Origin of the sequence: Amycolatopsis sp. VC5-11 (assembly GCF_037034185.1) — a bacterium.
Classification (GTDB): domain Bacteria; phylum Actinomycetota; class Actinomycetes; order Mycobacteriales; family Pseudonocardiaceae; genus Amycolatopsis; species Amycolatopsis nivea.
The window spans coordinates 116,344-140,680 of record NZ_JBAGKF010000004.1 but is presented as its reverse complement, the minus strand read 5'-3'; the positions used below and the strand labels follow the sequence as shown (position 1 = coordinate 140,680).

The 24,337-nt window shown below is 69.1% G+C and carries 30 protein-coding genes; 11 read left to right on the top strand and 19 right to left on the bottom strand.

The window, feature by feature from the left end:
* Nucleotides 1–181 precede the first annotated feature (181 nt).
* Entirely contained in the window at nt 182–418 is a 237-nt protein-coding gene (locus WA670_RS15510; protein ID WP_037820561.1) for a hypothetical protein, read from the top strand.
* Nucleotides 415–540, top strand: a complete 126-nt coding sequence (locus WA670_RS15505) for a hypothetical protein (protein ID WP_336158090.1) — start codon at nt 415–417, stop codon at nt 538–540. The genes WA670_RS15510 and WA670_RS15505 overlap by 4 nt, the downstream gene beginning before the upstream one ends.
* Before the next feature lie 238 nt (nt 541–778).
* Here the strand turns inward: WA670_RS15505 and WA670_RS15500 are convergent, their stop codons facing one another.
* Nucleotides 779–1,432 (bottom strand): response regulator transcription factor, encoded by a 654-nt coding sequence (locus tag WA670_RS15500; protein ID WP_336158089.1) that lies wholly within the window; start codon nt 1,430–1,432, stop codon nt 779–781.
* The gene (locus WA670_RS15495; RefSeq protein WP_336158088.1) at nt 1,420–2,667 is read right to left on the bottom strand and encodes a sensor histidine kinase; all 1,248 of its coding nucleotides are present in this window, start codon (nt 2,665–2,667) and stop codon (nt 1,420–1,422) included. The genes WA670_RS15500 and WA670_RS15495 overlap by 13 nt, the downstream gene beginning before the upstream one ends.
* Nucleotides 2,668–2,806: 139 nt before the next feature.
* Here WA670_RS15495 and WA670_RS15490 point away from each other — a divergent pair, with 139 nt between their 5' ends.
* Both WA670_RS15490 and WA670_RS15485 read left to right on the top strand, forming a co-directional pair.
* Entirely contained in the window at nt 2,807–2,977 is a 171-nt protein-coding gene (locus WA670_RS15490) for a hypothetical protein (protein WP_158691536.1), read from the top strand.
* Nucleotides 2,978–2,997: 20 nt separating this feature from the next.
* Nucleotides 2,998–3,861, top strand: coding sequence for a CPBP family intramembrane glutamic endopeptidase (locus WA670_RS15485; protein WP_336158087.1), 864 nt, complete (start codon nt 2,998–3,000; stop codon nt 3,859–3,861).
* Here the strand turns inward: WA670_RS15485 and WA670_RS15480 are convergent.
* Together WA670_RS15480 and WA670_RS15475 are read right to left on the bottom strand one after the other, a co-directional pair.
* Nucleotides 3,855–4,649 carry an SDR family NAD(P)-dependent oxidoreductase gene (locus WA670_RS15480; RefSeq protein WP_336158086.1) on the bottom strand — a complete coding sequence of 265 codons (795 nt, stop codon included), beginning with the start codon at nt 4,647–4,649 and terminating at the stop codon, nt 3,855–3,857. The genes WA670_RS15485 and WA670_RS15480 overlap by 7 nt on opposite strands.
* A 16-nt stretch (nt 4,650–4,665) precedes the next feature.
* A complete protein-coding gene (locus tag WA670_RS15475; protein ID WP_238608081.1) occupies nt 4,666–5,394 on the bottom strand; it encodes a LysR family substrate-binding domain-containing protein in 729 nt (242 codons plus the stop codon).
* A 44-nt stretch (nt 5,395–5,438) separates the two neighbouring features.
* On the opposite strand from WA670_RS15475, the gene WA670_RS15470 reads away from it, so the two are divergent.
* On the top strand, nt 5,439–5,813 hold the full coding sequence (locus tag WA670_RS15470; protein ID WP_037820573.1) for a DUF5997 family protein: 375 nt from the start codon (nt 5,439–5,441) through the stop codon (nt 5,811–5,813).
* A 691-nt stretch (nt 5,814–6,504) separates the two neighbouring features.
* Here the strand turns inward: WA670_RS15470 and WA670_RS15465 are convergent.
* From WA670_RS15465 to WA670_RS15440, 6 genes are all read right to left on the bottom strand, one after another.
* On the bottom strand, nt 6,505–7,113 hold the full coding sequence (locus tag WA670_RS15465; protein ID WP_037818406.1) for a response regulator transcription factor: 609 nt from the start codon (nt 7,111–7,113) through the stop codon (nt 6,505–6,507).
* The gene (locus WA670_RS15460) at nt 7,110–8,165 is read right to left on the bottom strand and encodes a sensor histidine kinase (RefSeq protein ID WP_336158085.1); all 1,056 of its coding nucleotides are present in this window, start codon (nt 8,163–8,165) and stop codon (nt 7,110–7,112) included. The genes WA670_RS15465 and WA670_RS15460 overlap by 4 nt, the downstream gene beginning before the upstream one ends.
* A gap of 10 nt (nt 8,166–8,175) precedes the next feature.
* Nucleotides 8,176–8,583 carry a hypothetical protein gene (locus WA670_RS15455; RefSeq protein ID WP_051729554.1) on the bottom strand — a complete coding sequence of 136 codons (408 nt, stop codon included), beginning with the start codon at nt 8,581–8,583 and terminating at the stop codon, nt 8,176–8,178.
* Nucleotides 8,584–8,726: 143 nt separating this feature from the next.
* Nucleotides 8,727–9,635 (bottom strand): hypothetical protein, encoded by a 909-nt coding sequence (locus WA670_RS15450; protein WP_336158084.1) that lies wholly within the window; start codon nt 9,633–9,635, stop codon nt 8,727–8,729.
* A 222-nt stretch (nt 9,636–9,857) separates the two neighbouring features.
* The gene (locus WA670_RS15445) at nt 9,858–10,547 is read right to left on the bottom strand and encodes an alpha/beta fold hydrolase (RefSeq protein WP_336158083.1); all 690 of its coding nucleotides are present in this window, start codon (nt 10,545–10,547) and stop codon (nt 9,858–9,860) included.
* Between the two features lie 85 nt (nt 10,548–10,632).
* Entirely contained in the window at nt 10,633–11,397 is a 765-nt protein-coding gene (locus WA670_RS15440) for an AraC family transcriptional regulator (RefSeq protein ID WP_275295346.1), read from the bottom strand.
* Nucleotides 11,398–11,483: 86 nt separating this feature from the next.
* Here WA670_RS15440 and WA670_RS15435 point away from each other — a divergent pair, with 86 nt between their 5' ends.
* Entirely contained in the window at nt 11,484–12,248 is a 765-nt protein-coding gene (locus WA670_RS15435) for a sulfite exporter TauE/SafE family protein (protein ID WP_336158082.1), read from the top strand.
* Here the strand turns inward: WA670_RS15435 and WA670_RS15430 are convergent.
* Nucleotides 12,241–12,597, bottom strand: coding sequence for an ArsC/Spx/MgsR family protein (locus WA670_RS15430; RefSeq protein WP_037818400.1), 357 nt, complete (start codon nt 12,595–12,597; stop codon nt 12,241–12,243). The two genes, WA670_RS15435 and WA670_RS15430, sit on opposite strands and share 8 nt — an antisense overlap.
* A gap of 113 nt (nt 12,598–12,710) precedes the next feature.
* On the opposite strand from WA670_RS15430, the gene WA670_RS15425 reads away from it, so the two are divergent.
* Nucleotides 12,711–13,244, top strand: coding sequence for a GNAT family N-acetyltransferase (locus WA670_RS15425; protein ID WP_043839465.1), 534 nt, complete (start codon nt 12,711–12,713; stop codon nt 13,242–13,244).
* A 234-nt stretch (nt 13,245–13,478) separates the two neighbouring features.
* Here WA670_RS15425 and WA670_RS15420 read toward each other — a convergent pair whose 3' ends face one another.
* A complete protein-coding gene (locus WA670_RS15420) occupies nt 13,479–14,111 on the bottom strand; it encodes an FMN-dependent NADH-azoreductase (RefSeq protein WP_336158081.1) in 633 nt (210 codons plus the stop codon).
* Nucleotides 14,112–14,195: 84 nt separating this feature from the next.
* Between WA670_RS15420 and WA670_RS15415 the strand changes: the two genes are divergently transcribed.
* Nucleotides 14,196–14,675, top strand: coding sequence for a MarR family winged helix-turn-helix transcriptional regulator (locus tag WA670_RS15415; RefSeq protein ID WP_037818398.1), 480 nt, complete (start codon nt 14,196–14,198; stop codon nt 14,673–14,675).
* Between the two features lie 15 nt (nt 14,676–14,690).
* Nucleotides 14,691–16,280 (top strand): non-homologous end-joining DNA ligase LigD, encoded by a 1,590-nt coding sequence (ligD, locus tag WA670_RS15410; protein ID WP_336158080.1) that lies wholly within the window; start codon nt 14,691–14,693, stop codon nt 16,278–16,280.
* Here the strand turns inward: ligD and WA670_RS15405 are convergent.
* Nucleotides 16,171–17,568: an MFS transporter gene (locus WA670_RS15405; RefSeq protein ID WP_336158079.1), complete on the bottom strand. Its 1,398-nt coding sequence runs from the start codon at nt 17,566–17,568 to the stop codon at nt 16,171–16,173. The genes ligD and WA670_RS15405 overlap by 110 nt on opposite strands.
* An 84-nt stretch (nt 17,569–17,652) precedes the next feature.
* A complete protein-coding gene (locus tag WA670_RS15400; RefSeq protein ID WP_134732771.1) occupies nt 17,653–18,213 on the bottom strand; it encodes a helix-turn-helix domain-containing protein in 561 nt (186 codons plus the stop codon).
* Nucleotides 18,214–18,255: 42 nt separating this feature from the next.
* Between WA670_RS15400 and WA670_RS15395 the strand changes: the two genes are divergently transcribed.
* Nucleotides 18,256–18,777 (top strand): arsinothricin resistance N-acetyltransferase ArsN1 family B, encoded by a 522-nt coding sequence (locus WA670_RS15395; protein WP_037818394.1) that lies wholly within the window; start codon nt 18,256–18,258, stop codon nt 18,775–18,777.
* Here the strand turns inward: WA670_RS15395 and WA670_RS15390 are convergent.
* The 4 genes from WA670_RS15390 to WA670_RS15375 form a co-directional block, all read right to left on the bottom strand.
* Nucleotides 18,774–19,763, bottom strand: a complete 990-nt coding sequence (locus tag WA670_RS15390; protein WP_134732770.1) for a hypothetical protein — start codon at nt 19,761–19,763, stop codon at nt 18,774–18,776. The two genes, WA670_RS15395 and WA670_RS15390, sit on opposite strands and share 4 nt — an antisense overlap.
* A complete protein-coding gene (locus WA670_RS15385) occupies nt 19,760–20,323 on the bottom strand; it encodes a hypothetical protein (RefSeq protein WP_134732769.1) in 564 nt (187 codons plus the stop codon). Before WA670_RS15385 ends, WA670_RS15390 begins: the two co-directional genes overlap by 4 nt.
* 63 nt (nt 20,324–20,386) lie before the next feature.
* Nucleotides 20,387–21,226, bottom strand: a complete 840-nt coding sequence (locus tag WA670_RS15380; protein ID WP_336158078.1) for an MBL fold metallo-hydrolase — start codon at nt 21,224–21,226, stop codon at nt 20,387–20,389.
* On the bottom strand, nt 21,223–22,590 hold the full coding sequence (locus WA670_RS15375) for an APC family permease (RefSeq protein ID WP_158714557.1): 1,368 nt from the start codon (nt 22,588–22,590) through the stop codon (nt 21,223–21,225). The genes WA670_RS15380 and WA670_RS15375 overlap by 4 nt, the downstream gene beginning before the upstream one ends.
* A gap of 176 nt (nt 22,591–22,766) precedes the next feature.
* Between WA670_RS15375 and kynU the strand changes: the two genes are divergently transcribed.
* Nucleotides 22,767–24,065, top strand: a complete 1,299-nt coding sequence (kynU, locus tag WA670_RS15370; RefSeq protein ID WP_134732767.1) for a kynureninase — start codon at nt 22,767–22,769, stop codon at nt 24,063–24,065.
* On the opposite strand, the gene WA670_RS15365 is transcribed toward kynU, so the two are convergent.
* Complete coding sequence (locus WA670_RS15365) at nt 24,037–24,336, bottom strand: DUF6204 family protein (protein ID WP_037818390.1); 300 nt, start codon at nt 24,334–24,336, stop codon at nt 24,037–24,039. The genes kynU and WA670_RS15365 overlap by 29 nt on opposite strands.
* Nucleotide 24,337: the final 1 nt, after the last annotated feature.

The window sequence follows — 24,337 nt, the reverse complement described above, 5'->3', positions numbered from 1 at the left end:
TGGGTATAGAGGGATGACTGTCTGTGGTCGGGCTGCCTCGATGTAGGTGTCGCGTTCACCGCGGCCCGTTGCGTCGCTGTGGCCCAGATCACGGACCGGGAGTGCGTCATCGACCCGAGGGGAGCGAGTCGCGTCGATGAAGCGAGCGTCGCCCACAAGGGTGGCGTGCAGGGAGGAACACATGGACGGCGAACAGCACCGGTCCGAACTGTCCACCGGCCACCGGGTCACCTACCTGGTCGGCCAGCGCACCGGCAGGCGCCAGCTGTGCCGGCGCGGGGTGGTCACCGGAGCCCCGGTCACCGACGACGCGACCGCGGTCACCTGGGTCCCGGTCCAGGTCGACGGCCAGGCAAGAGACGCGGATCCGCAGTGGATCGCGGCCGACGCGATCATCGACGTGGTGAGCGCGTCATGAGCGCGGAACAGGCCGTGGCCACCCCGATCTTCGACGGCGTGGTCGCCGAGGCCGGGCTCGACTGGTCCGAAGAGGACGTTGCCCAGGGCGCGGCGGACGAGAAGCCCGGCTCGGGCACATAGACACCGGCGGGCTCGTCCCAGCCGGAGATCGCACCGGACAGCTCCGGTGCGGTTTTCACGCGCCCGGGTGGGCTTAGGCCCGTTCGGGGTGCGTCCGATACTGCACTCGTCCGGGTGAACTGCGCGCGCCCGAATGCCGGTGAATGCTGCCCATTTCGCCCTGACCGGAAGCCCGTCGGTGCCTTCCGGGCCGCATGCCGTCAAGCCTTCACCGCTTCACCCAGAAGCACGCGAAGGATCAACGGCGCGCTTCTTCCAAATAACGCAGGACCGCGGTAACCCGCCGATCCGCGCTGTCGTCCGGCGCCAAATCCAGTTTCGCGAAAATGCTGCGAATATGTTTGTGGACCGCGCCGTCCGTCACCACGAGCCGTTCCGCGATGGCACCATTCCCTAATCCCTCCGCCATCAGCGCCAGGACATCCCGTTCACGCGGGCTGAGCCGTTCCAGCCCGGAATCCGCACGCGTCCGGGTCAGCAATTGCGCGACCACTTCCGGATCGATCGCCGTCCCGCCGTCGGCCACCCGGTTCAGCGCCTCCATGAACTCGGTGACCCGTCCGACGCGTTCCTTGAGCAGATACCCGAGCCGCGCGCTGCCGCTGCCGAGCAGGTCGGTCGCGAAGGCCTGCTCGACATACGCCGACAGCACCAGCACCGCCAGCCCCGGCCGCCGCCGCCGAGCCTCGACCGCCGCGACGATCCCCTCGTCGGTGTGCGTCGGCGGCATCCGGACGTCCACGACCGCGGTGTCCGGCTCGTGTTTGTCCACGGCAGCAAGGAAATCGGTCGGGTTGTCGGTGGTCGCGACGACCTCGAGGCCCTCGGCCCGCAGCAGCAGCGCGAGCCCTTCGCGCAGCAACGGGTCGTCCTCGGCGATCACAATCCGCATGGCAAGCTCACCGTCACAGTCGTCGGTCCGCCAGCGGGACTCGCCAGCGCGAAAGTTCCATCAAGCGCCTCGACCCGACGACGCATCCCACCGAGGCCCGAACCACCGGACTCCGCCGCACCACCGCAGCCATCGTCGGTGATACGCAGGTGGAGCACGTCGTCCTCCCGCCGCAAAACCACCTCAACACCGCTGGCACCGCTGTGTTTGGCGACGTTCGTAAGCGCCTCAGCGACCACGAAATACACCGACGCCTCCACCGAAACGGCGTACCGCCCAGGCAGGTCGGCGTCGATGGTGCACGGCACCGGACAGTCCGCGGCGAGCGCGGTCAACGCGTCGGCGAGGCTTCGGTCTGCCAGCACGGGCGGCAGGATACTGCGCACCACCGCGCGCAGTTCGGCGAGCGCGGTCTCGGTGGCGTCCTGCGCGCGGCCGAGGATTTCGTCGACGTCGGTCGAACCTCGGGCGGCTGCCCGGCGGGCCGCGCCGACCAGGACATTGACCGCGACCAGCCGGTTTTGCGTGCCGTCGTGCAGCGCGCGCTCGATGCGGCGCAGTTCGGCGGAATGCGCGTCGAGCGCGGCGGCTCGGGTCGCGGTGAGGTGGGCGATCCGGAGCGTGACGTCAGCGTCCGAGCCCGCGGGCAGCAGGCGTCGGCCGGGCAACGCCTGCAGCCGAGCCATCGCGGGCAGCAGCGCGACCGAGAGGAACGCCCACGCGACGCCGAGCAGCGACACCGGGAGCGCCTCCGCCAGGCTGTGCACCGGCCAGCCGAGTGACGCCGTCGCCTCGTCCGGCGGGAGCAGGTACCAGTAGAGCGGGAAAAGCCCGTCGCGCGCGGTGTTGAGCACGATCGTCAGCGCAATGAAGCCGAGCAGAAAGCCCGCCGCACCGTGGATCGCGACCCACAGCAGTTCGCGTTGCACCGTCCGCTCGCGCAGCGCCGCACCGAGCCGTTCGGGGCCCTGGCCGGGGCTGATGACGTCCGGTTTCATCGCGGTGAGCCGGATCCGTTCCCGGTCGGCGACCGCGTGCACGATGCGCAGCATCGGCCGGGCCAGCAGCAGACCGACGCCCACGAGGCTCAGCACCGCGACCACGGCCACGCCGAGCAGCACCAACAGCGCCAGCACCGAGGTGCCGATCCCGCCGACGAGGTGTTCCAGCGCGTCGAGAGCAGCCCGGACGCGCACGGTCCACGGACGCGGCGTCGGTTCGCCTGCGGTTGCCATCGCACCTCCCACCCCGCCGAACCCTAGCCCAGAAATCCACCCCGGCACCGCTGCGGAGCGAAGGAGTACAGCCTGCTGTACCTAGATCCTCCCGCGCACGGGATCGTCCTGGCGAGCCCCGGTTCGTAGCGTTCCCGGCATGACGAAATCACCTCCCCGGGCGCTGTTGTGGGGCGTGCTGGTGCTCAGCGCCGCGGCCAACGCGATCACCTCGGCCCTCGGCGTCAACCTGGTGCTGAGCACCGTTTTCGGCGTCGTCACCCTCGCCTCGGGCATCGCGCTCGTCGCGAACTACCGCACCCACCGCTGACTCGTCCACAAAGGACCATCATGACCGCCCTCGTCGCCCGACGCCCGATCACGGCTTTCTTCACGTTCGCCATCGCACTGAGCTGGCTCGCGTGGCTCCCTTATGTACTCTCGGACAATGGCCTAGGCATCGCCCACTTCGGATTCCCGCCGGTACTCGGCACGACGCAAATCCTGGGCATGCTCCCCGGTGCGTACCTCGGCCCGATCTTCTCCGCGTTCATCGTCACCGCGCTCGCCGAAGGCCGTCCCGGGCTGCGCGCGTGGGCGGGTCGGTTGCTGCGATGGCGGGTGAACTGGCGATGGTACGCACTCGCGCTCTTCGCTGTTCCCGTCGTGCTGACGCTCGCCAGCCTGCCGTTCGCCGGCGCGCTCCGGGCCCCTGCCGCGTCGCTGATCCTGGTGTGGGTCTTGGGTTTCGTGCTCCAGGTGCTCACCACCGGCCTCGCCGAAGAACCCGGCTGGCGCGATTTCGCCCTCCCGCATTTGCAGCCGAAGTACGGCCCGCTGCGCGGCACGCTGATCCTCGGGCCGCTGTGGGGCGTCTGGCATCTGCCGTTGTTCTTCACCGAATGGGGCCACTGGCCGAACGTGACGGTCTGGTCCGTGCTGGAGTTCGTCGGAACCGCGATCGCGATCAGCTTCGTGATGACCTGGGTGTTCAACCGCAGCGGCGAAAGCCTGCCGATCGCGCTGCTGCTGCACGCTGGGATCAACAACTACCTGTCCGTCGCCTGGTCCGAACTGTTCCCCAACGCGGATCCGAAAATCGCCGAGCACCTGCTGTTCGCCGCGTTCGCCGCCGCCGCGCTGGTCGTGCTCGCCGCGACCAAGGGCCGTCTCGGCTACCTCAGTCCAGCGCGCGAACTCCAGGCCGTTCAGTAGTAAATCTGCCCGGGAACTCCACCGCCGACCGCGATGGCGTCTCCGTTGATCGCCACGCTGCGCGGGGACGCCAGGAAGGCCACCACGTCCGCCACCTCGGCCGCCGTCACCAACCGACCGATGCTCACCCCGGCCGTGAGGCTCTTTTCCAGCTCCGCCACGGAAATTCCCCGCGCAGCGGCGATCTCGGCGAGCTTCTCCGGCGTCCGTTCGGTCACCGTGTAGCCCGGATGCACGACCGTCACGGCGATTCCCTGCGGCCCCAGTTCGTCGGCGAGATTCTTGGTCATCGCCGCGACCGCGACATTGCGGATCGACCCGAACGTCGAACCGGCCAGCCGCGCGTTGAGCCCGCTGACGTTCACGATCCGGCCCCAGCCGCGCTCCCGCATCCCCGGCGCGAGCGCACGGGCGCAGCGCAGGTAGCCGAGCACCTTGGTCTCGATCTCGAGGCGCAGGTCTTCGTCCCGCAGGTCCGCAAGCGGCGTGCGGGCCCCGCTGGACGCCGGCGCCGCGCAGTTGACCAGGACGTCCGCCGCCCCGAACTCCGCCTTGACCCGCTCCGCCATCGCCGCGACCGCAGCGTCGTCGGTGGTGTCCGTCGGAACCGCGACCACCTTCGTGCCGTGCCTGCCGAGGCTTTCCTTCGCAGCGGCAAGCGCTTCGGCGTCCCGGGCGACGAGCGCGAGGCCAGCGCCCTCCGCCGCGAGCACCTCGGCAACCGCCAGCCCGATCCCGCGGTTGGCCCCCGTGACGACCGCGCACTTGCCCTTCAACCCGAGATCCACGGATGCTCCCTGAACGTCAACGACGACGGCGAGGCTTGCCGCGCCCGCCGGACTTGGGCACGCTCCGGCGACGGTCCGGTTCGCGCTGCTTCTTCTTGGCCGGCGCCGCCTTGCCGGTCTTGGCTTGCGTTTCCTGCTGCCCGCGAGTGCTGTTCACCGTGCGCCCGCGGACGATGCCGATGAACTGCTCCACGAGATCGCTGGTCTCGCCCTCCGGCCAGGACAACGCGACGCGCGACTGCGGCGCGTCCTCGACCGGCCGATACGTGAGATCACGCCGATGATGCAACCGGGCAAGCGACTGCGGCACCATCAGCACGCCGACGCCCGCCGCCACCAGCTCGATCGCGTCGCCGGTCGTCTCGGGCCGCTCCAGGGCGGGCTTGCCGGGCAGCTGGTCCCACTCGAGCGAGTCGTCGAGCGGATGCAGCACGAGCTCGTCCGCGAGGTCCGCAATGGACACCTCGTCGGCGGCCGCGACCAGGTGATCCTTGGGAACGACGACCACCGTGGTCTCGGTGTAGAGCGGAATCGCGTGCAGCCCGTCACGGTCGGCGGACAGCCGCAGCAGCGCCGCGTCCACCCCACCGTCGCGCACGACGCCCGCGGCCTCGGCAGCAGCGACCGCGACCAGGTCGAGCGGCACTTCGGGATTGCGTTCGCCCCAGATCCGGACCCACTTCGCGGGGGTCGCACCCGGAACGTAGGCGAGCCGGAACGCCGAGGCCTGGTCGGCTCCTGTCACGTGGCAAGGCTACCGGCGCGGGGTCGCCGGTTACGCTGGTGGGCATGACGGCGCAGAAGACCCCCCAGACCATGAAGCCGGCGACGGCAGCGAAGAAGCTGGGCGTCTACCTCGAAGCGACCCCCGCAGAGTTCCGCGCGGGCGCCGTCTCGCGCGACGAACTGAACGCCCTCCAGACCGACCCGCCGGAATGGCTCCGCGACCTGCGCCGCAACGGCCCGCACCCGCGCCCGGTGGTAGCCGCGAAACTGGGAGTCTCCATCGGCGGCCTGGCCAGGGGCGGCGTCACCGAAGCCCTGACGACGGACCAGATCGAGGCCCTGAAAGCCGAAAACCCCACCTGGCTGCAACGCGAACGCGAAACCCAAGCCGAAGTCCGCCGCGAAGCCGCGAGGCTGAACGCGGAGAAGAACGACTAGTCCGTCCACTTCGGACCTTCTTGCGCGCCCGTGTTGGTGCGTTACGTGGGGGCCCTGATTCCTTCAGGTTCCCCTCACGATTGTTTTCTGGCGCGCGTGAGGGGCCCCTTCACGGACGCAGATTCCCTCAAGGAGCCCTTCACGGCCTTCGTCGCGGCGCGCGAAGTGCGTGAGGGGACCCCTCACAGACCCTGATTCCGTGAGGGTTCCCCTCACGACCTCCCCACCGCTGCAACGCCGCGTTCGGTGCACCCCCACGCACCCAACGCCACATTGGGTGCGCTGGATGCACCCAATGCCACAGTCGGTGCGTCACATGCACCCAATGCCACAATGGGGCGCTATTCCGCGACCGCAGCCCCACCCGCGACCAGCCATCCAAACCACACGCACCAGCCGCAGCCCACTCACCCAACGAGACCAGACACCCAACGCACGCGGACCCGCCGCAGCCCGCTCACCCAACAAGACCAGGCACCCAACCCACGCGCCCTAAACCACAGCCGATGCACCCACCCATCGAGGCACCCAGCCCCTCCCCCGCACCCCGATACGAAGCCTCCCTGCGGTCTGGGGGTGCTTGTCAAGGCATCTTTCCCGCCTTGACAAGCACCCCCAGACCGTCAGCACAATCAACCTTCGGGGTGCCCCACGCAACCAACGCCCGATGTCGCCGCCAGGCGACGAGCAGTCACAACCACCCCCGCTCCTCAGCAACCCGAACCGCCCCCATCCGATTCCGGGCCCCCGTCTTGGCAATAGCTCCGGACAAATAATTCCGCACAGTCCCCTCAGACAAATACAAACTCCCCGCGATCTCCGCCACCGACCCCCCACCTCGAGCCGCGATCAGCACATCCCTTTCCCGAGCAGTCAACGGCGATTCCCCAGCAGCCAAAGTAGCCACCGCCAACGCCGGATCCACCACCCTCTCCCCCATCATCACCCGCCGAATAGCGTCCCCCAACGCCTCAGCAGGCGCGTCCTTAACCACAAACCCGACCGCCCCAGCCTCCATAGCCCGCCGCAAATACCCGGCCCGTCCGAACGTAGTCAAAACAACCACCCGGCACGAAGGCACCTGCTCCGCCAAAACCGCAGCCGCGGCCAGCCCGTCCAACCCAGGCATCTCGATATCCAGCAACGCCACATCCGGTCGATGCTCAAGCGCCGCCCCCACCACCTCATCCCCCCGTCCGACCTGCGCGACCACCACAAAATCGTCCTCAAGATCAAGCAAGGTCCCCAACGCCTGCCGCACCAACGCCTGATCATCCGCAAGCAACAACCGAATAGTCACGCCACCGTCACCCGCAACCGCCACCCCCGAGGCCGCACTGGCCCCGCCTCCATCCGCCCGCCAGCAGCGACCACCCGATCCCGCAACCCGGATAGCCCATTCCCAGCATCCGCGGCAGAACCAACACCGTCGTCACGAATTTCCACAGAAGAACCCGAAACAATCACCGCACAAGCGGTAGCCCGGGAATGCCGAACCACATTAGTCAACCCCTCCCGAACCACCCAGCCGAACAATTCCTGATGCGGCCCGTCCACCGCAGAAGGAAAATCCGCACTGATCCCCGCCGCCCGCAACAATTCGCGCCCCCGCGCAAGCTCCCCGGCCAGCGTCACCTCCCGATACCCGGAAACCGCGGCCCGCACATCCGCCAACGCCTGCCGGGACAACTGCTCGACCTCGCCGATCTCCTCGACCGCCCGCTCATCCCCCTTGACCGCGAGCCGCCGGGCAAGATTGCTCTTCACCGTGATCGCGGTGAGCGAATGCCCCAGGAGATCATGCAAATCCCGCGATATCCGCGAGCGCTCGGCATCGGCGGCCAACCGCTGCACCTCCGCCCGCGCCTGCACTAACGCCCGGTTCGCCCGCAACGCCTCCGCGAACGCGACCACCACCAGCACGGTGAACACCAACGCCGCCGCCTGCGCCCACCCCGGGTCGGTCTGCCAAACCGCCCACGGCACCACCACAGTCGCCGCCGCGGCGATCGGCACGACGACCGCACCCCAGCGCGGCAACCTCGGAACCGCGAGCGAAACCACCACGGCGAGCAGGTAAAACGCGTTCGCCCGAGCGACCGGCAGCACGACGGCGAACAGCACCGTCAACGCCCCGGTCAGGATCCAGAAAAGCCGGCTCCGGAACTGGTAAGCAGCGACGGCCGCCCCGATGTAGCAGGCGCAGAACGCCAGCAGCGCCACCACCGCCGCGGGCTGGCCGCCGGTTTGGGCGAGGACGATCAGCGGATACACCAGGAGGCCGGCGTCCAGCACGAGCCGGCGCCAGCCCAGTACCCAGCGTTGCGCGTCGGAATCGGGGCCGCGGTCCACGTCCGGCACGCTACTCGGAGAACAGCGAACGCACGTGCCGTCCGTTGACCAGGACGACCACCGCCAGCAACAGCGCCCCGCAGACGCCCTGCTCAAGCCGGACCCACAGTGGCAGAAAGCCCGGAATCGACACGATGACGACGATCGCGACCGTCATCACCGCCGACACGATCCGGAGCCGCAGCAGCCCTCGTTTCGACCCGTGAGCCGCGCTTCTCGCGAACAGGAACGTGAGCAGCGCGCTGGCCGCCACGATCGTGGCCCGGACCCAGACGACGTCGGTGACCATCGACGGGTCGTCGCGGAAGAGGAAGATCGCGCCGAGGGTGAGCACGCTCAGCGCCAGGTAAGCCCCGGTGAGGACGCGGACCGCCCTGATCCGGGGTTGTTCGGAAACCGTTGCGGGACGGGAGTTCATGACTGTCCTTTCCGGACCGTTGAGCGGTCCGGAGGAGCCGGCGCCGCTTGCCCGTCCCATGGTGGGCGGACGGGCAAGCGAGCCGTAGTGTCACCGCGCACCGGTGCGCGATGACATTTGTCAGAACCCGGTCATCCGCGCCGTCAGCGGGCAGCCGTGAGCTTCGGCCCGATCGCCGCGCCGGCGATCACGAGCACCCCGCCGAGGATGAGCAGATACGCGCCGAGGCCGATTTTCGACAGGTCCTCGGAGAACATCGCGACGATCCCCGCGATGTGGAAGGCCAGCATGACGGTCGCCCGGCCCGCGAAGACGGTGCGGTACCACCAGAAGTTCGGCGGAGTGAGCTCCCGGCGGCGAATCCCGCTGAGCCAGTACGCCGACCTCTTCGTGCGCAGCGCGCCGAGCGTCCACGGGAGAGTGGACAGCAACGTCGCGGCGATCAAGAGGAAGGCGAGGAACCGCACGTACATCGCGGCGAAGCTGTCCATGCCGGACGTCATCTTGCTGAACGCGTCGATGAAGGTCACCGAGGCGGTTTGGGAGCCCAGGGTGAACGTGACCCAGGGGACGAACAGGGCGACGACCTCGAGGATCGCGCCGAGAGCCACCGGAATCGCGCCGAGCCCCGGGGTGGTGAGCGGCTGGTTCTGGGGCAGGAACCCCTGGCCGGGTGCGGCGTAACCGGCGCCCGGCTGCTGGGGCGGGTAGCCCGGCTGTTGTGCTGGATAACCCGGCTGGCCGGGGTAAGCCGCCTGGCCGGGGTACGGCTGGCCCGGCTGGAACTGACCCGGTTGCCCCGGGTACTGCGCCTGCCCGGGCTGTCCGGGGTACTGCCCAGGCTGTCCGGCCTGGCCAGGGTACGAGCCTGACTGGCCCGGGTACTGCTGTCCGTACTGCGGAGACTGCCCGGCCTGCTGCGGATAACCCGGCTGAGTTCCGGGTTGCTGCGGATAACCGGCGCCCGGCGGAGGCGCCTGCCATCCCGGCGGGACCGCGCCCGGCTCCTGCGGCGTTCCTGGCTGCTCCTGTGGACCCCCTGAGGTGCTCATGGCCGCCGATGGTAACTGCCGCACCGACGCGACGAACGGCGAAATTCCGGCTCGGCTATGACGAGTCCGCACAACGGGACCGATCGACTCCCCGAACCCCGCACAACCGGCCTGTTGACCAGGCCAATCACCGAAACCGAGCCCGGAGAGCCGGGACCGCCGAGCCGGACCCGCGCTGCACACCCAAGCGCGCAGCGCGGGACCGGTCTCACCTCGGCAAAGTCACCGGGCAGCGCGCAGGATCAGGTCCGCCACCGCTTCCGGCTGCGAAACCAGCACCGCGTGCGAAGCGCCCTCCACCTCGACTACCTCCGCCTCCGCGCGTTCCGCCATGAAGCGCTGCGCCTCGGCGGGGATGTTCTTGTCCGCGGTCGGGATCAGGCTGTACACCGGCAAGTCCTTCCACGCCGGTGCGGGCGACGCTTCGTCCAGGGCCGCTGCCGCGATCGGGCGTTGGCCCGCTGCCATCAGGCTGGCCTGCGCGGCCGGGACGTCCGCCGCGAACTGCTGGTGGAACAGGTCTTGCCGGACGTAAAGGTCGACGCCGTTCGCCAGGGCGACCTGCTCCAACGTCTCACCCAGGGTCCCGCCGGGGAACTTGCCGGCCAGTTCGCCTGCGCTTTCGCCCTCGGCGGGGAGGAAGCCGGCGATGTAGACCAGCGCCCGCACCCCGGGGTGGCCCGCCGCGGCGGCCGAGATCACCGAGCCGCCGTAGGAGTGGCCGACCAGGACGATCGGGCCCTCGATGCTGTCGAGCAAAGACCGCACGGAGGCGGCGTCCTGGGCGACTCCGCGCAGCGGGTTCGCCGCCGCGATCACCCGGTGCCCGGCTGCTTGCAACCGCTCGATCTCCCCGTTCCAGCTGGACGAATCCGCGAACGCGCCGTGCACCAGAACGACAGTGGCAGTCATGAGGTCCTCCTCAGAGAAAGTTCCGAACGGGACCCACAGTACAACTAAGTTGTGCACAATCAAGTTGCACTCAATGAGATCTGGGTCACGGCTCGCGGTAAGCCGTCGGCGGGGCGCCGAGCAGGCGGCTGAACATCGTCGTGAAGGCGGCGGGGCTTTCGTATCCGAGGGTGACCGCGACGTCGGCGACCGGAAGGTCCGCGGCCAGCAGCGGGAGCGCGTGCAACACACACGCCCGCTCCCGCCAGCGGGCAAAGCTCAGGCCCGTTTCGGCGCGGAACAGCCGGTGCAGCGTCCGTTCGCTGACGTGCAGCTCCGCCGCCCAGCGAGACGGCGGATCGTGCACATCGGGAGCGTCCGAAAAGGACTGACACAGGGCGCGCAAACCCTCGTGCCGCGGCCACGGAAGTTCGAGCGGCAGCGGTACGCAGCGGGAGATTTCGTGCAGCAGAAGGGAAATCAGCGTGGCATCGCGACCGCGGCGAGGGTATTCCGGGGCGACGTCCACGGCTTCCCGGAGCAATTCCCGCAGCAGCGGCGAGACGTCGACGGTCTGGCACCGGCGCGGGAACCACGGCACGGCGGACGGTTCCAGATACAGACTGCGCGTGGTCACGTTCATCATCACGACGCTGTGGTCGGTTTCCGGCGGGATCAGCACCGCGCGCCGCGTCGGGACGGTCCAGGTCCCGTCTGCCGTTCCGACCCGCATCGCGCCGGTGGCCCCGTAAAGGAACTGCGCGCGGCGGTGGCGATGCGGCGGCAGGAAGTGGTCCGGCGGGTAGTCCGTGCTGATCGCGAGCACTGCCCGCGGCAGGGCGTCGACCTCGGACAACGGAACGTTGCGCATGCCTCCAGAGTAGGTGTCCGATCCTCGAAAGAAGCTGGCGAATCTTCGGATGCGCGCCGCACCCGGCACGACCTACCTTGAAGCCAGTGTTGACCTCGATCCTGATTCTTCTGCTCTTCGGCTGCCTCAGCGGCGTCACGACCGTGCTGTTCGGCTTCGGCGGCGGATTCGTCACCGTGCCGGTGGTCGCGGCGGTCACGAGCCGCGGCGACGCGATGCATGTCGCGGTCGCGACGTCCACCGCGGTAATGGTGGTGAACGCGGTCAGCGCGACCGTCGTGCAAGCCAGGGCCGGACGTCTCCGTCGCGACTACATCTGGCCGCTCGCCGCGTTCGTCGCGATCGGTGCCGTCATCGGTTCGGTGGCCGCGACCTACGCGGGGGACGGACTGTTGCGCGTCCTGTTCATCGTCTACCTGGCAGTGACCATTGTGGACAGCCTGGTGCGCGGCGGATTCCTGAAGCCGCAAGGCGAACCCAAGCCGTTGAGCACGTTTACGACCACTGCGGGCGGCGTCGGAATCGGTGCGGTAGCGAGCTTTCTCGGGGTGGGCGGCAGCGTCATGACGGTGCCGTTGCTGCGCCGCAAGGGACTGCCGATGGCGGACGCGGCGGCGATGGCGAACCCGCTCAGCGTGCCCGTCGCGGTGGTGGCGACGGCGGTCTACGCGACAGCGGGCGGCGGGCCGTCGGGGTATCTCGACCCGATCGCGGGCGCGGCGCTGCTGGCCGGTTCACTGCCGACGATCGCACTCGTCCGGCGGGTCGCCGACCGGTTGCCGGACAAGGTGCACGCCGTCGCGTACGTGGTGCTGCTGGCGGCCGCGCTGATCGCGGTCGCGGTCAGCTGAGCACCGACCGGACGGTGTCCTCGTCGCGCGCGACGACCGTGGTGCCGTCGTCGGCGGTGATGATCGGACGCTGGATCAGCTCCGGGTGCTCGGCGAGCGCGGCGATCCACCGTGGACGGTCTTCCGGGGTCCGGGACCAGGATTTCAGCTCGAGTTCACCGGCGATTTTCTCGCCGGTGCGGGTGATGTCCCACGGGTCGAGGCCGAGCCGGTCGAGCACCGCGACGAGCTCCGCCTCGGTCGGCGGATCCTCCAGGTAGCGGCGCACGGTGTACTCCGCGCCGGCCTCGTCGAGCAGCGACACCGCCGAGCGGCACTTGGAACAACGCGGGTTCACCCAGATCTCCACCCGCGCAGTCTAACTCGCGCGTTGTCGCGGGCGGAGTCCTTGGCGGGCAGGACTTCTGCGTTGCGTCCTGGATCACTTGCCCCGACCGGGTGGAACGGGCGTACCGTTCTTGCATGACCCTGCCGATTACCACCGACCGTCTCGTGATCCGGGACTGGACGGCTGACGACGCCGAAGCCGCGTATCAGATCTACGGCTCCTCCGACGTGACGCACTGGCTCACTCCCGCGATGGACCGGGTCGCGGATGCCGCTGCGATGCGGTCGGTGTTGCAGGCCTGGCAGGAAGCGCAGCCGAATCTGACCCCGCCGCGGGGGCGGTGGGCGGTGGAGCTGCGGTCTGACGGCCGGGTGATCGGGGGGCTGGGGATCCGGTTGCTGCCGCCCTATCGGGAGGATTTGGAGCTGAGCTGGCAGTTGCGGCCCGAGGAGTGGGGGCACGGGTACGCGACCGAGGCCGCGCGGGCGTTGGTGGAGTGGGCGTTTTCCCAGGACGGGACTGATGAGTTGTTCGCGGTGGCGCGGCCTAGCAATTCCCGGGCTATTGCTACTGCGGAGCGGATCGGGATGTCTTGGGTTGGGGAGACTACTAAGTATTACGAGTTGAGGTTGCAGGTTTATCGGGTTCGGCGGGGGGATGTTGTTTGACGTTCGGCTCGTCGCCTGGCGGCGACATTGCGCCCTGGCGTGCGTGGGGCACCCCGAAGCTTGATTGTGCTGACGGTCTGGGGTGCGGGGGTGGTGTGGGTGCACCGATTGTTGGGTGCACCGGTGCGGTTTAGGGCGCGTGGGTTGGGTCGGTCGTGAGGGGGACCCTGGGGGAATCTGGGGCTGTGAGGGTTCCCCTCACGACCGGTTGTGCCGCCGGGAGAGTGTGGCTTGTCAGCGGGTTGCGGTGGCGGGGGTCCAGAGGGCGTCGATTTCTCGTTCTGCTGCGGAGAGGCTTTCTTCTGCGTGCGGGCGGAATTCCGCCAAAGCGGGGTTGACGTCTGCCATGGTGAATTCTGCCGTGATGAAGCGCGGTTCCAGGCCGGTCAGGGAAAGGCCGTGCGGTAGCCAGCCTTCTGCGTGGTCCCAGCCGTGCCTCGGGGTGCCTTCGCCGTAACCTCCGCCGCGGCTTGCCAGGACCAGGAGTTCTCGGCCGCCCAGGACTGACGGGTCCTCTCCTGCCGCGGCGATCATGCGGTCTACCCACGCTTTCACCGAGCTGGGGGCGCCGTAGTTGTAGAGCGGGAGGCCCAGCAGCACGGTGTCTGCGGCCAGTACTTCCGCTGCCAGTTCTTCGCCGATCCGGGCGGCTTCGCGGTGGGCTGCGGTGTGCTCCGACGCGGGGGCGATGCGGGCTTCCCAGGCCAACGGGTCCAGGTGCGGGACTGGGTTCGCGCCCAGATCTCGGTAGGTCACCGTTCCGTCTGGATGGGCGGCTTGCCAGGCCTGAGCCGCGCGTGCGCTGAGTTTGCGGCTCACCGAGCGGTCGCCGTTGATGCTGGAGTCGAGGTGCAGCAGGTGTGCCATGTCGATGACCGTCCGTAGATAGTTTGTGTAAGACAAACCATTTATAGCACGGCAGCTACCCGGACTGTCTCGTAGACTGGACACATGGCTCCGCTGCCGCTCGTCGCCCAGGCTCCGCGCAGGTCTGGTGCGTTGCTCGAGCACTTCGCGCGCCGGATCCGGCTGCGCGCGGAGAGCGTGCTCGCTCCGTTCGGGCTGCGGCCTCGGCATTTGATCGCCCTGACCGTCCTGCAGACCCGCGGTTCCAGCACCCAGCAGTCCCTCGCGCAGATCCTCGAGATGGACAGCACCAACGTCGTCGGCCTGCTCAACGACCTCGAGGCCGACCAGCTGATCGAGCGGCGCCGTTCGCCGGAGGACCGCAGGCGGCACGTCGTCGTGCTGACCGACCGGGGTGCGAAGGAGCTGGCCCGGGCCGAGGCGGCGCTCGCGGCGGTCGAGGACGAGGTCTTCGCGGCGCTCGATCCGGACCAGCGCGAGCAGCTCTACAACTTGCTGTTGCAAGCGGCTTCCGGAACGGTCGACAGCAGCTCCTGCACCGAGGAGCCTCCGCCGACCTGCTGACGGGAGGGGCAGCGAATGGACGGTGCCGCCGAGCGGCTGGCGAAGTACCGCGCCATGCGCAACTTCGCGAAGACCGACGAGCCGGCTGGTGCGAACGCTCCGAGGGAACCCGGCTACCGGTTCGTCGTGCAGCGGCATCGGGCGCGGCGGAAGCATTACGATTTCCGGCTCGAGCTCGGTGGCGTGCTGGTCAGCTGGGCGGTGCCGAAGGGGCCGACGCTCGATCCGAAGGCGCGGCGGATGGCCGTGCACGTCGAGGACCATCCGCTGGAGTACGCCGATTTCGAGGGCGTCATCCCGCGCGGCGAGTACGGCGGCGGCGACGTGATCGTGTGGGATCGCGGACGCTGGGAGCCGGTCGACACCGACGATCCCGAGCAGGCGCTCGCGGACGGGAACCTGCACTTCGACCTCTACGGCGAGAAGCTGGCCGGGCGCTTCGTGCTGATCCGTCCGAAGAAGGACGACGACGGGAAGCAGTGGTTCCTGCTGCACAAACAGGACGACCACGCCACCTCGGGCTGGGACGCCGAGGACCATCCGAAGTCGGTGAAAAGCGGGCTCACCAACGACGAGATCGCGGCCGCTCCGCCTGCGTTGTGGCGGAGCGATCTGCCCGCGACCGAGGCGGAAGTGCCGTTGCACGCGGTGTTCGAGCCAGCGTCCGAGGACGAACTCGAAGCGCTGAGCGAGCTGGGCAAGCAGGGCACGTGGACGGTCGCCGGGCGGCAGTTGAAGGTCACCAATCTCGACAAGACGTTGATCCCCGGACGCGACGGCGAAGCGCCGATCACCAAACGGGAACTGATCGAGTACTACACCCGGATCGCGCCGACGATGCTCCCCTACCTCGCCGGCCGCGCGCTCAACACCAACCGGTTCCCCGGCGGCGTCGGCAAACCCGGGTTCTGGCACAAGGAAGTCCCCGACCACGCGCCGGAGTGGCTGCACCGCTGGCATTACGAGGCAGCCGACCCCGGCGACGTGCAGCAGTACCTCGTCCCCTCCGGCGTCGCGGATCTGGCCTGGCTGGCCAATTTCGCCGCGCTGGAACTGCACGCCTGGACGTCGCGCACGTCGGACGTCGAGCATCCGACCTGGCTGCTGTTCGACATCGACCCCGGTTCGGAAACCTCGTTCGACGACGTGCTCGCGCTCGCCCGGCTGCACCGCACCGCGCTCGATCACTTCGGGCTCGTCGGGCGGCCGAAGACGACCGGGCAGCGCGGGATCCAGATTTGGGTGCCGATCGAGCCGCGATATACGTACGCCGAGACCCGGTCGTGGGCGGAAACCGTGTCGAAGTCGATCGGCAAGATCGTGCCGGACCTGGTGAACTGGGCGTGGCACAAGGACCGCCGCGGCGGGCTGGCGCGGCTCGACTACACGCAGAACGTGCTGAACAAAACCCTCGTCGCGCCGTACAGCGTGCGGCCGAAGCCGGGGGCGCCGGTGTCCGTCCCGCTGGAGTGGGACGAACTCGACGACCCCGACCTCACTCCGGATCGGTGGACGATCCGGACCGTGCTCGATCGCGTGGCGAAGGCGGGAGATCCGTTCGCGCAACTGCTTGACGTGCACCAACGCCTGCCGCAGCTGTCGTGAAAATCCCGGCCGCGGCCACGACGGCGAAGCCGATCAGCAGGTAGCGCGCGGACGTCACCAGCGACGGCGCGCCCAGGTTCACCAGCAGACCCGCGATCGACGCACCGAACGCGGTCGCCATCGTGAGCACGGTCGCGATCGCCGCTGCCGCTTGCTGACCGCTGGTCATCGCGGCGACCGACAGATGCGGCATGGCGATGCCGATCCCGGTGCCACCGGCGAGAAGGACGACCAGCCACGCCAGCACCGACGCGTTTTCCTGCTGCAGCAAGGCAAGTACGACGAACGCGGCCGCCAGCAGCGTCGGCCCGGCCAGGCAGAGCAGCCGGACACGACGGGCCGAGGAGCTGACGATCTGCCCGGCAGACCAGCCGAACGACAGCGCGGCGGAGAAGAAACCCGCTGCGGCAGGGGGTAATCCGCCGAGATGCTGGCCGAACAACGGCAGGAACGACTCGACGGAAACTCCGGCTGCGAGGCACATGATGGTCAGGTAGATCCACCGCAGCGGCGAGCCGGAATAGGTCTCAGCGGGCAGCACCCGTACCGCGGCGCGCTTCTCGACAAGCAGAAACGCCGCCACGAAACCGAATCCCAGCACGATGAACGCGGCCATCGCGACGACGTTGGTCAAGATTCCGGCGACGCTCACCGCTCCGACCGCACCCATGACGGCTACCAATGCGAAGGTCGGCACCGGAGTCGAGTCGCCGCTTCGTTCGCTGCGCGGGAGCGCCCGCGGCACCAAGGCCGCGATCACGACCGCCGCGCCAGCCAGCACGACGAACGCCGCCCGCCACGAACCGAATTGCGCGAACAACCCGCCGAGCGCTGGGCCGACGAGGTTGCCGACGCCGAACATCGCCGAGATCAACGCACTCCCCCGCGCCCACAAATGCCGCGGCAGCGCCGAGTGAATCACCGCGAACCCCAGTCCGGTCAGCAATCCGGCACCCAAGCCCTGCACTCCGCGTCCGGCCAGCAGCACCGGCATCGCCGGGCTCACCGCGCACACCACCGAGCCCGCCGCGAAAACGCCGAACCCGAGGTAGTACGCCGTCGCGTTGCCGAGTCGCGCGAGCGCACGGCTGACGAACATCGTCGCGACGACCTGCGCGACCAGGAACGCCGTCATGTTCCACGCGTAAAGCCGCTCCCCGCCGATGTCGGCGACCGCGGTCGGCAAAAGGCTTGCTGCCACATAGATGTTGACCGCGCCGACCAGTACGCCGCCGGCCAGCACGACCGCGGTGCTGGAATGCGCTCCCAATTCGCGCCACGAACCCACTTGCTTCTCCTCCCGGATGCTGTGCGGTCGCATCATGTCCGGGCGGGAGACCCCGGTAATCAGACAAACAAGGCGTGAACTGGGTCACACTTTGGTGAGCACCACCAGGTAGCGGCACGGCTCAGCGCCGGGGTTCTCGTACGCGCAGTCGACCGGTCGGCCGAGCTGGAGGCAGTCGCCCGCGGCGAGTTCGTGCACGACGTCGCCTTCGTGGAACCGCAGCTGGCCGGACAGCACCCAGACCTGGTGCTCGGCGAAGGCGTAGGAGCTGGCCGGAAATCCGGCTTTCGCGCCGGGCGGCAGCTCGATTTCCACCAGCTCGGCAGCCCCGTGCCCGGGCGGCGAGACCGCGCGGCGCACGTAGCCGGTGACCGGGTCCTGCCAGGTCGGCTGGTCCTCACGACGCGCGAGGCGGCGGTCGTCGTCGCCCTCCGCGCGGGCGATGAGCTCGGACAGCGTGAGCCCGAGCGCGGTGGCGAGCCGGCTCAGCAGCACCGCCGTCGGCTGCGCTTCGCCGCGTTCGATTTTCCCGATCATGGCACGGGAAACTCCGGAACGTTCGGCGAGCACGCCCGCGGACAGGGCACGGTCCTGCCGGGCTTCGCGCACCGCCGCGGCGAGCGAGGCGGAGAGGGGATCGGTCACAGTGGTCGACTATAGCAGCGGATCGTGTCTACTATCGGGGACATGTTGATCCGACCTGCCGAAGAACGGGACGCCGAGGCGTGCGCGGCGATCTACGCGCCGTACGTCCGGGACACCACGATCAGCTTCGAGACCGAACCGCCGACACCGACGGAGATGGCCGCCCGGATCGCGAAGGCGACGAAGTCGTACGCGTGGCTGGTGCTGGAAATCGACGGCGAGGTGGTCGGGTACGCGTACGGCAGCCCGTACAAGGAGCGCGCCGCCTACCGTTGGTCGTGCGAGGTCAGCGTCTACCTGGCGCAGGATCGGCGGCGCGCGGGTGGCGGGAAAGCCTTGTACGAAGCCCTTTTCGCCCGGCTTGCCGAACGCGGCTTCCGGATGGCGGTGGCCGGCATGACCCAGCCGAACGAACCCAGCGTCGGACTGCACAAGGCGATGGGCTTCGAACTCATCGGGACTTGGCGGCGGATCGGCTGGAAACACGGTGCCTGGCGCGATGTCACCTGGATGCAGCGAGAACTCGTCCCCGCCTCCGACGACACACCGGAAGAACCGCGTTAATCCACGCCGAGGTCGAGTTCCTCGATGTCGTTCTCCAGCCGGGCGCGCCAGGACCACTTCGGTTCCGTCCAGTCGGTGTCCGACGGCGGCGGCTCGCCCAGCGGCAGCGCGGGATCGACCACGCCGTGCGTCACCCGGTAGGCCAGGGCGGACGTCGCCGCGCGGATCCACTTGTCCCCCGCCGCACCGGACGGCGGCGCGACTCCGAACGCGTGCGTGAACCACACCGGCAGCAACGCGCTCGACCCGATCGCGTCGGTGATCCGCTCGCGCAGCCGGGAATGCAGTTCTTCCCAATCCCGCTCGCACTTCTCGATCTGCGGCAGCACCCGGGTCCGCGTCACCTCGTCCGCGGCCAGAACCTGGTGCGCCGCTTCGGCATCCTGCTGCGCGGCGGGCAGCTGGCGATCCAGCACACCGCGCCGTCGAGCGACCACTTCGGACAGTCGCGACTCCGCGTCGTCCCGTTCCGGCGTGCCACGCTCGGCTTTCGCCAGCACCTCCAGCACGGCGATCAGCGCTTCCTCGCTCTGCGCCAGCACTTCCCGTGCCTGCGGCAGCCGCGCGACGTCCTCTTCGTACGGCCGGCGCTGGCTCGGCGTGAGCAGCTGCGCGGCCAGACTGTGCCGCCGCTCCGCCTCCGCGGCGAGCTGCCGCAGCCGCGGGCCGACGTCGTCCAGGTCGACCACCGGCACCTTCTCCGACACCCGGACCGCGCGTTCGAGCACCAGCAACCGCTGCCGGAGCCGTTCGAGCTGCCGGGCCGTGTGGTCCAGCCGGGTTTCGTGCCGGGAATGGGTTTCGGTGAACGACTCGACCGTCTCGCGCAGTTCGGAAAGCTCGCGGACGGTGCGGTTTTCCAGATCGTCGACGGTCTCCTGCATCCCGCCGACAGTGTCGGTGAGGGCGACCAGTTCCGGATCGGCTTCTGGCCCCTCCTCGGCGGGGTAGTACTCGGTGTCGCGGTAGTACTCGGAGTAGGTCACCGCGCCTCCTGCACCAGAAACGCCACGGTCGCCACCGTGGTGAGCGCGGCCAGAACGACCACGATCGGCTGGGCCGTCGGCCCAGTCCCGATGAGCGCGGCCGCGGTGAAGATCGCGGCCAGCGCCCCGCTGTACGCGGCCCGCTGCCGCCGGTTGACCATCAGCGGCGTCGGCCCGAGCGGCCCGAACGCGATCCGCAGTCCGGCGCCCAGCAGCGGCAACGCGAGCAGCAGCCAGACCGCGTTGAGCGCGCCGAACAGCATCATCGCCCCGCTCACCATCCCGACCGCGACCGGCGCGACCGCCAGGTACAGCGTCGTCCGCTGCACCTTCCCACGCTTCGCCTCCAACCGGGCGAGCCGCACCTGCTCGACGGCCGCGTCGACCTCCTTCTCGGTGCTCAGCAGCGCCTCCGCCCGCTCGACCAAGGCGTCGAGCGTCTGCGTGCGTTCGTCTTCCGCCTGGTCCGGCAGCTGCGCCAGACCCGCACGAAGCTCGCGGCGGAGCGCGGACGCGCGCGCCATCACGTGGTCGCGCTGGTCCTCGGCAGGCGTAGTCACCTGGCCACTGTAGGTACGAAGCGTGCTGAACCCGGGGAACGACGCGACTTCGGCCCGATCCGGTCAGAGGCGCAGCAGGTCTTTCCCGACGACGACCTCGCCGTCGAACCCGGCAGCGGCGTGGTCGTGCCACACCTCGTCGGCGATGTCGGCGTCGGTCGGGACGAAATGCGACAGCACGAGCGTCCCGACGCCCGCTTCCTTGGCCAACGCACCGACTCGCTCGACACTCGTGTGGCTCGCCAGCAGGTGATCCCGCAGCGTCGTGCCGTTGTAGCGGCTCACCATGGCGTCCACCGCGGGCACGTACATGACCTCATGCACCAGCACATCCGCACCAGCTGCCAACCGCACCAGGTTCTCGCACGGTGCGGTGTCGCCGGAAATCACGATTGACCGGTCCGCTGTGTCCACGCGGTAGGCGAACGCGTCCACGATCGGCGGGTGATCCACGCGGGCCGCGGTGATGCGGACGTTCTCGTCCTCGAAGACCACGCCATCCCCGGTGACTTCGTGCGGGTCGAGCAGTTCATCCAACGGGCGCAGACCCTCGTCGCCGACCCTCGTGTCGATGTCGAAGCGGTTCAGCGCCAGGAAATGCCGGGTCATCTCCGCGAGCGGCGGCGGGCCGAACGCCGGGACCCGCCGTTCCAGGTTGGCGGCCCAGGCCAGCAGGTAGAGATTGCCGTAATCGGCGTTGTGGTCGGAGTGGTGGTGCGTGATGCCGACCGCGCGCAGCGAGTCGAGCGGGACGCCCGCGTGCACCAGCTGCCGGGCCACTCCGTTGCCGCAGTCGATCACATAAGTGGCTCCGTTGACGACGATCGCCTGCGCGGGAGCGCTCCGGGTGCGTTTCGGAGCGGGACCGCCCGCCGTGCCCAGGAGGATGAGCTGCGTGGTCATGCGTACTCGCTTTCGAGGTTGAAGGAAACAGTTCGCGACCGGCGCGCCAGCCACACGACGAGCCCCAGCACGCTCCAGGCTGCCAGCGCGAGCAGCGCCGGCAGGGTGATCTGCTTGAGCAGCAACCAAGTCTGCACCCCGAGGATCGCGACGCCGAGCACGGACAGCACGGCGTGCGACGTCCGGCGCATCCGGAACGGGGCCGCCGCGTGCAGTTCCGGACGCTGCCGGCGCACCCGCCACGACGCGATGATCAGCAGGGTGAGCAACGGCCCGGTGACGATCGACGTCATGGCCGCGATGTTCGCGACGCTGAAGCCGGCGAGCACCGGGACCACGCCGATCAGGTAGAGGATCGCCAGCAGCCAGTGCGGGGTGCCGAACCGGCGGTTCACGGCGCCGAGCCCGGCGGGCAGCCAGCCGTCGCCGGTCGCGGCCAGCACGGGTTTCGTCGCGGCCAGCAGGAGCGAATTGATGTGCCCGATCACCGACGCCATCGCGCCGCCGAGGATGAAGAACGCGAAACCGCCCGGGGAAAGGATGTGGCGGGCGACGTCCGACATCGGCTTGCCCGCCGACGCCGCCGCGCCGAGCACGCCCACCGACGGGATCGCCACGACCACGTAGATCACCGCCGCGACGAGAGTGCCGCCGACGACGGACAGCGGGATGTCGCGTCCCGGCCGCTTCATCTCGCCGCCGATGTCGGCGATCAGGAACGCACCGGTGGTGGCGAAGGTGAGCATGGCCGCCGCGTTGAGCAGGCCGCTGATGCCGTGCGGGGTCAGGTTCGCGAACTCGCTCAGGCGCACCTGCCCGATTCCGGCGATCCCGTACAGCAGGAAGGCGGCGAGCATGACGACCGCGAGCACGATGCCGACCCGGCTGGAGAACGTCGCGCCCGCCAGGTTGGTCAGGAAGAACACCGTGATCAGCGCGATCGCCAGCGGCCGCACCGGAACGCCCGGCACGAGCGCGCTGACGTAGTTCGCCCCGGCCAGCGCCATCAGGCTGAGCTGGATGACCGACACGGCGGACAGCCACATCGACGCGAATCCGGCACCAGGCGAGACCAGCCGCGCGGCGTAGGTGTAGCGGCCGCCGGTGACCGGCATCGCGCTGCCGAGCGACGCGATCGGCAGCGAATAGACGATCACCGCGAGCGCCGCGATGGCGAAGGCGATCGGCGCGCCGGCCCCGGTCAGCGCGATGGCGGTGCCCATCAACGCGACGACCCCGCCGCCCACTACCTGGTGGAACGAGACTCCGACGGCTTGGAAGAGGGAGATGCTTCGCTTGAGGTTCGCTTCTGCTTCGGTCGGCATCGTGATCACTGCCTCCTGCTGGCCGTTGTCGGTCGGCACAGCGTGACCCAATCCGCGACGCTTCGGAAATACCGAATGCCCGCCCGGACATAGCCGTTCGGGAATACCTCGGGATAGCCGGGCAGGCATGGGAACGAGCAAATCAGGCATTGGACGGGCATGGCGTCCGGCAAGAACGATGAGAAGCGTTCCTTCGCCGACTTTGTGGAGTTCCCATGACCGTGGCCCTCGCCGAAGCGGCCGCCCGCGACCTCGACGCCCAGGATCCGTTGCCGACGTCGCGGGCGCAGTTCCACGTTCCGCCCGCGACCGGCGGCGGCTACCCCGAGACGGCCTACTTCGCCGGGAATTCCCTCGGCCTGCAGCCGACCGCGACCCGCGCCGCACTGGACGCGGAACTCGCCGACTGGGCCCGGCTGGGCGTCGAGGGCCACGTCGAGGCAGCGCGTCCGTGGGTCTCCTACCACCAGCAGCTGCGCGAGCCAGCCGCGCGGCTCGTCGGCGCGCGCCCGGCCGAGGTCGTGATGATGAACTCGCTGACGGTCAACCTGCACCTGATGATGGTCAGCTTCTACCGGCCGACTCCGGAGCGGCACGCGATCGTCATCGAGAACACCGCCTTTCCCTCCGACAGCTACGCGGTGCGCAGCCAGGTCGCGTTCCACGGCTACGACCCGGACGAAGCCGTCATCCGGCTTTCACCGCGTCCCGGGGAATCGACGTTGCGCAGCGAGGACGTCGCCGGCTGGCTCGCCGAGCACGGACATCGGGTCGCGCTCGTCCTGCTCGGCGGGGTCAATTACTACAGCGGGGAACTGCTCGACATCCCGGCGATCACCCGCGCCGGGCACGCCGCCGGAGCGATCGTCGGCTGGGATCTCGCGCACGCGGCGGGCAATGTGCCGCTGCGGCTGCACGACTGGGACGTCGACTGGGCCGCTTGGTGCACCTACAAATACCTCAACAGCGGACCGGGTGCGATCGCCGGAGCCTTCGTGCACGAACGGCATCTCGCGGACCGTTCGCTGCCGAAGCTGGCCGGCTGGTGGAGCACCGACCCGGACGTGCGGTTCCGGATGCAGCCGACCGTCACGCCGGTCGACACCGCCGACTCGTGGCAGCTGTCGAACCCGCCGATCCTCGCGATGGCCCCGGTGCGCGCCTCGCTGGAGATGTTCGACGCGGTGGGCATGACTGCGTTGCGCGCCAAGAGCATCCGGCTGACCGGTTACCTCGAAACGCTGCTCGACGAGGTCTGCGCGGGACGTCCGCTGGAGGTGCTCACACCCCGCGACCCGGACCGTCGGGGTGCGCAGCTTTCCGTCCGCCTGCACGGGTTGGACGCCGACGACGTCAGCGCCGCGCTGCGGACCCAGCACGGCGTTATCGCGGACGCACGCCGACCCGACGTCATCCGCCTCGCGCCGGTGCCGATGTACTCCACCTTCCACGACTGCTGGCGCGCGGCGACCGCACTGGCGGAGGTCACTGGCGGTTCTTGCGCCGGATCTTGATCGTCCGCAGGTCGGTGACCGCGTAGTTCAGGTCCCGGTACGGCAGGCCGTGCGCGGCCAACGCGGCGGTCGCGCCGTCTTTGGCGGCGCGTTCGTCGTCGTCCGGACCAGCCGGGACCTGGCAGCGGAAGGTGAACGCCGTCGCGTTGACGTCGTGTGTGAAGGTGCCTTCCTCGGTGAAGGCGACGTCGGTTTTGTCCTCGAGCGAAGCACGGGCGGCCTCGTCGAGAGCGTCGAATTTGCCGCGGATGATTACGCGGAACGCGTCCATG

Bases quoted from the DNA above. Each gene is read 5' to 3' on its own strand.
- WA670_RS15445 (WP_336158083.1), bottom strand. From the start codon at position 10,547: ATGACTGCCACTGTCGTTCTGGTGCACGGCGCGTTCGCGGATTCGTCC.
- WA670_RS15425 (WP_043839465.1), top strand. From the start codon at position 12,711: ATGACCCTGCCGATTACCACCGACCGTCTCGTGATCCGGGACTGGACG.
- WA670_RS15470 (WP_037820573.1), top strand. From the start codon at position 5,439: ATGACGGCGCAGAAGACCCCCCAGACCATGAAGCCGGCGACGGCAGCG.
- WA670_RS15380 (WP_336158078.1), bottom strand. From the start codon at position 21,226: ATGACCACGCAGCTCATCCTCCTGGGCACGGCGGGCGGTCCCGCTCCG.
- kynU (WP_134732767.1), top strand. From the start codon at position 22,767: ATGACCGTGGCCCTCGCCGAAGCGGCCGCCCGCGACCTCGACGCCCAG.
- WA670_RS15505 (WP_336158090.1), top strand. From the start codon at position 415: ATGAGCGCGGAACAGGCCGTGGCCACCCCGATCTTCGACGGCGTGGTC.
- WA670_RS15490 (WP_158691536.1), top strand. From the start codon at position 2,807: ATGACGAAATCACCTCCCCGGGCGCTGTTGTGGGGCGTGCTGGTGCTC.
- WA670_RS15495 (WP_336158088.1), bottom strand. From the start codon at position 2,667: ATGGCAACCGCAGGCGAACCGACGCCGCGTCCGTGGACCGTGCGCGTC.
- WA670_RS15440 (WP_275295346.1), bottom strand. From the start codon at position 11,397: ATGCGCAACGTTCCGTTGTCCGAGGTCGACGCCCTGCCGCGGGCAGTG.
- WA670_RS15395 (WP_037818394.1), top strand. From the start codon at position 18,256: ATGTTGATCCGACCTGCCGAAGAACGGGACGCCGAGGCGTGCGCGGCG.
- WA670_RS15455 (WP_051729554.1), bottom strand. From the start codon at position 8,583: ATGAACTCCCGTCCCGCAACGGTTTCCGAACAACCCCGGATCAGGGCG.
- WA670_RS15500 (WP_336158089.1), bottom strand. From the start codon at position 1,432: ATGCGGATTGTGATCGCCGAGGACGACCCGTTGCTGCGCGAAGGGCTC.
- WA670_RS15415 (WP_037818398.1), top strand. From the start codon at position 14,196: ATGGCTCCGCTGCCGCTCGTCGCCCAGGCTCCGCGCAGGTCTGGTGCG.
- WA670_RS15450 (WP_336158084.1), bottom strand. From the start codon at position 9,635: ATGAGCACCTCAGGGGGTCCACAGGAGCAGCCAGGAACGCCGCAGGAG.
- WA670_RS15365 (WP_037818390.1), bottom strand. From the start codon at position 24,336: ATGGACGCGTTCCGCGTAATCATCCGCGGCAAATTCGACGCTCTCGAC.
- WA670_RS15485 (WP_336158087.1), top strand. From the start codon at position 2,998: ATGACCGCCCTCGTCGCCCGACGCCCGATCACGGCTTTCTTCACGTTC.
- WA670_RS15420 (WP_336158081.1), bottom strand. From the start codon at position 14,111: ATGGCACACCTGCTGCACCTCGACTCCAGCATCAACGGCGACCGCTCG.
- ligD (WP_336158080.1), top strand. From the start codon at position 14,691: ATGGACGGTGCCGCCGAGCGGCTGGCGAAGTACCGCGCCATGCGCAAC.
- WA670_RS15510 (WP_037820561.1), top strand. From the start codon at position 182: ATGGACGGCGAACAGCACCGGTCCGAACTGTCCACCGGCCACCGGGTC.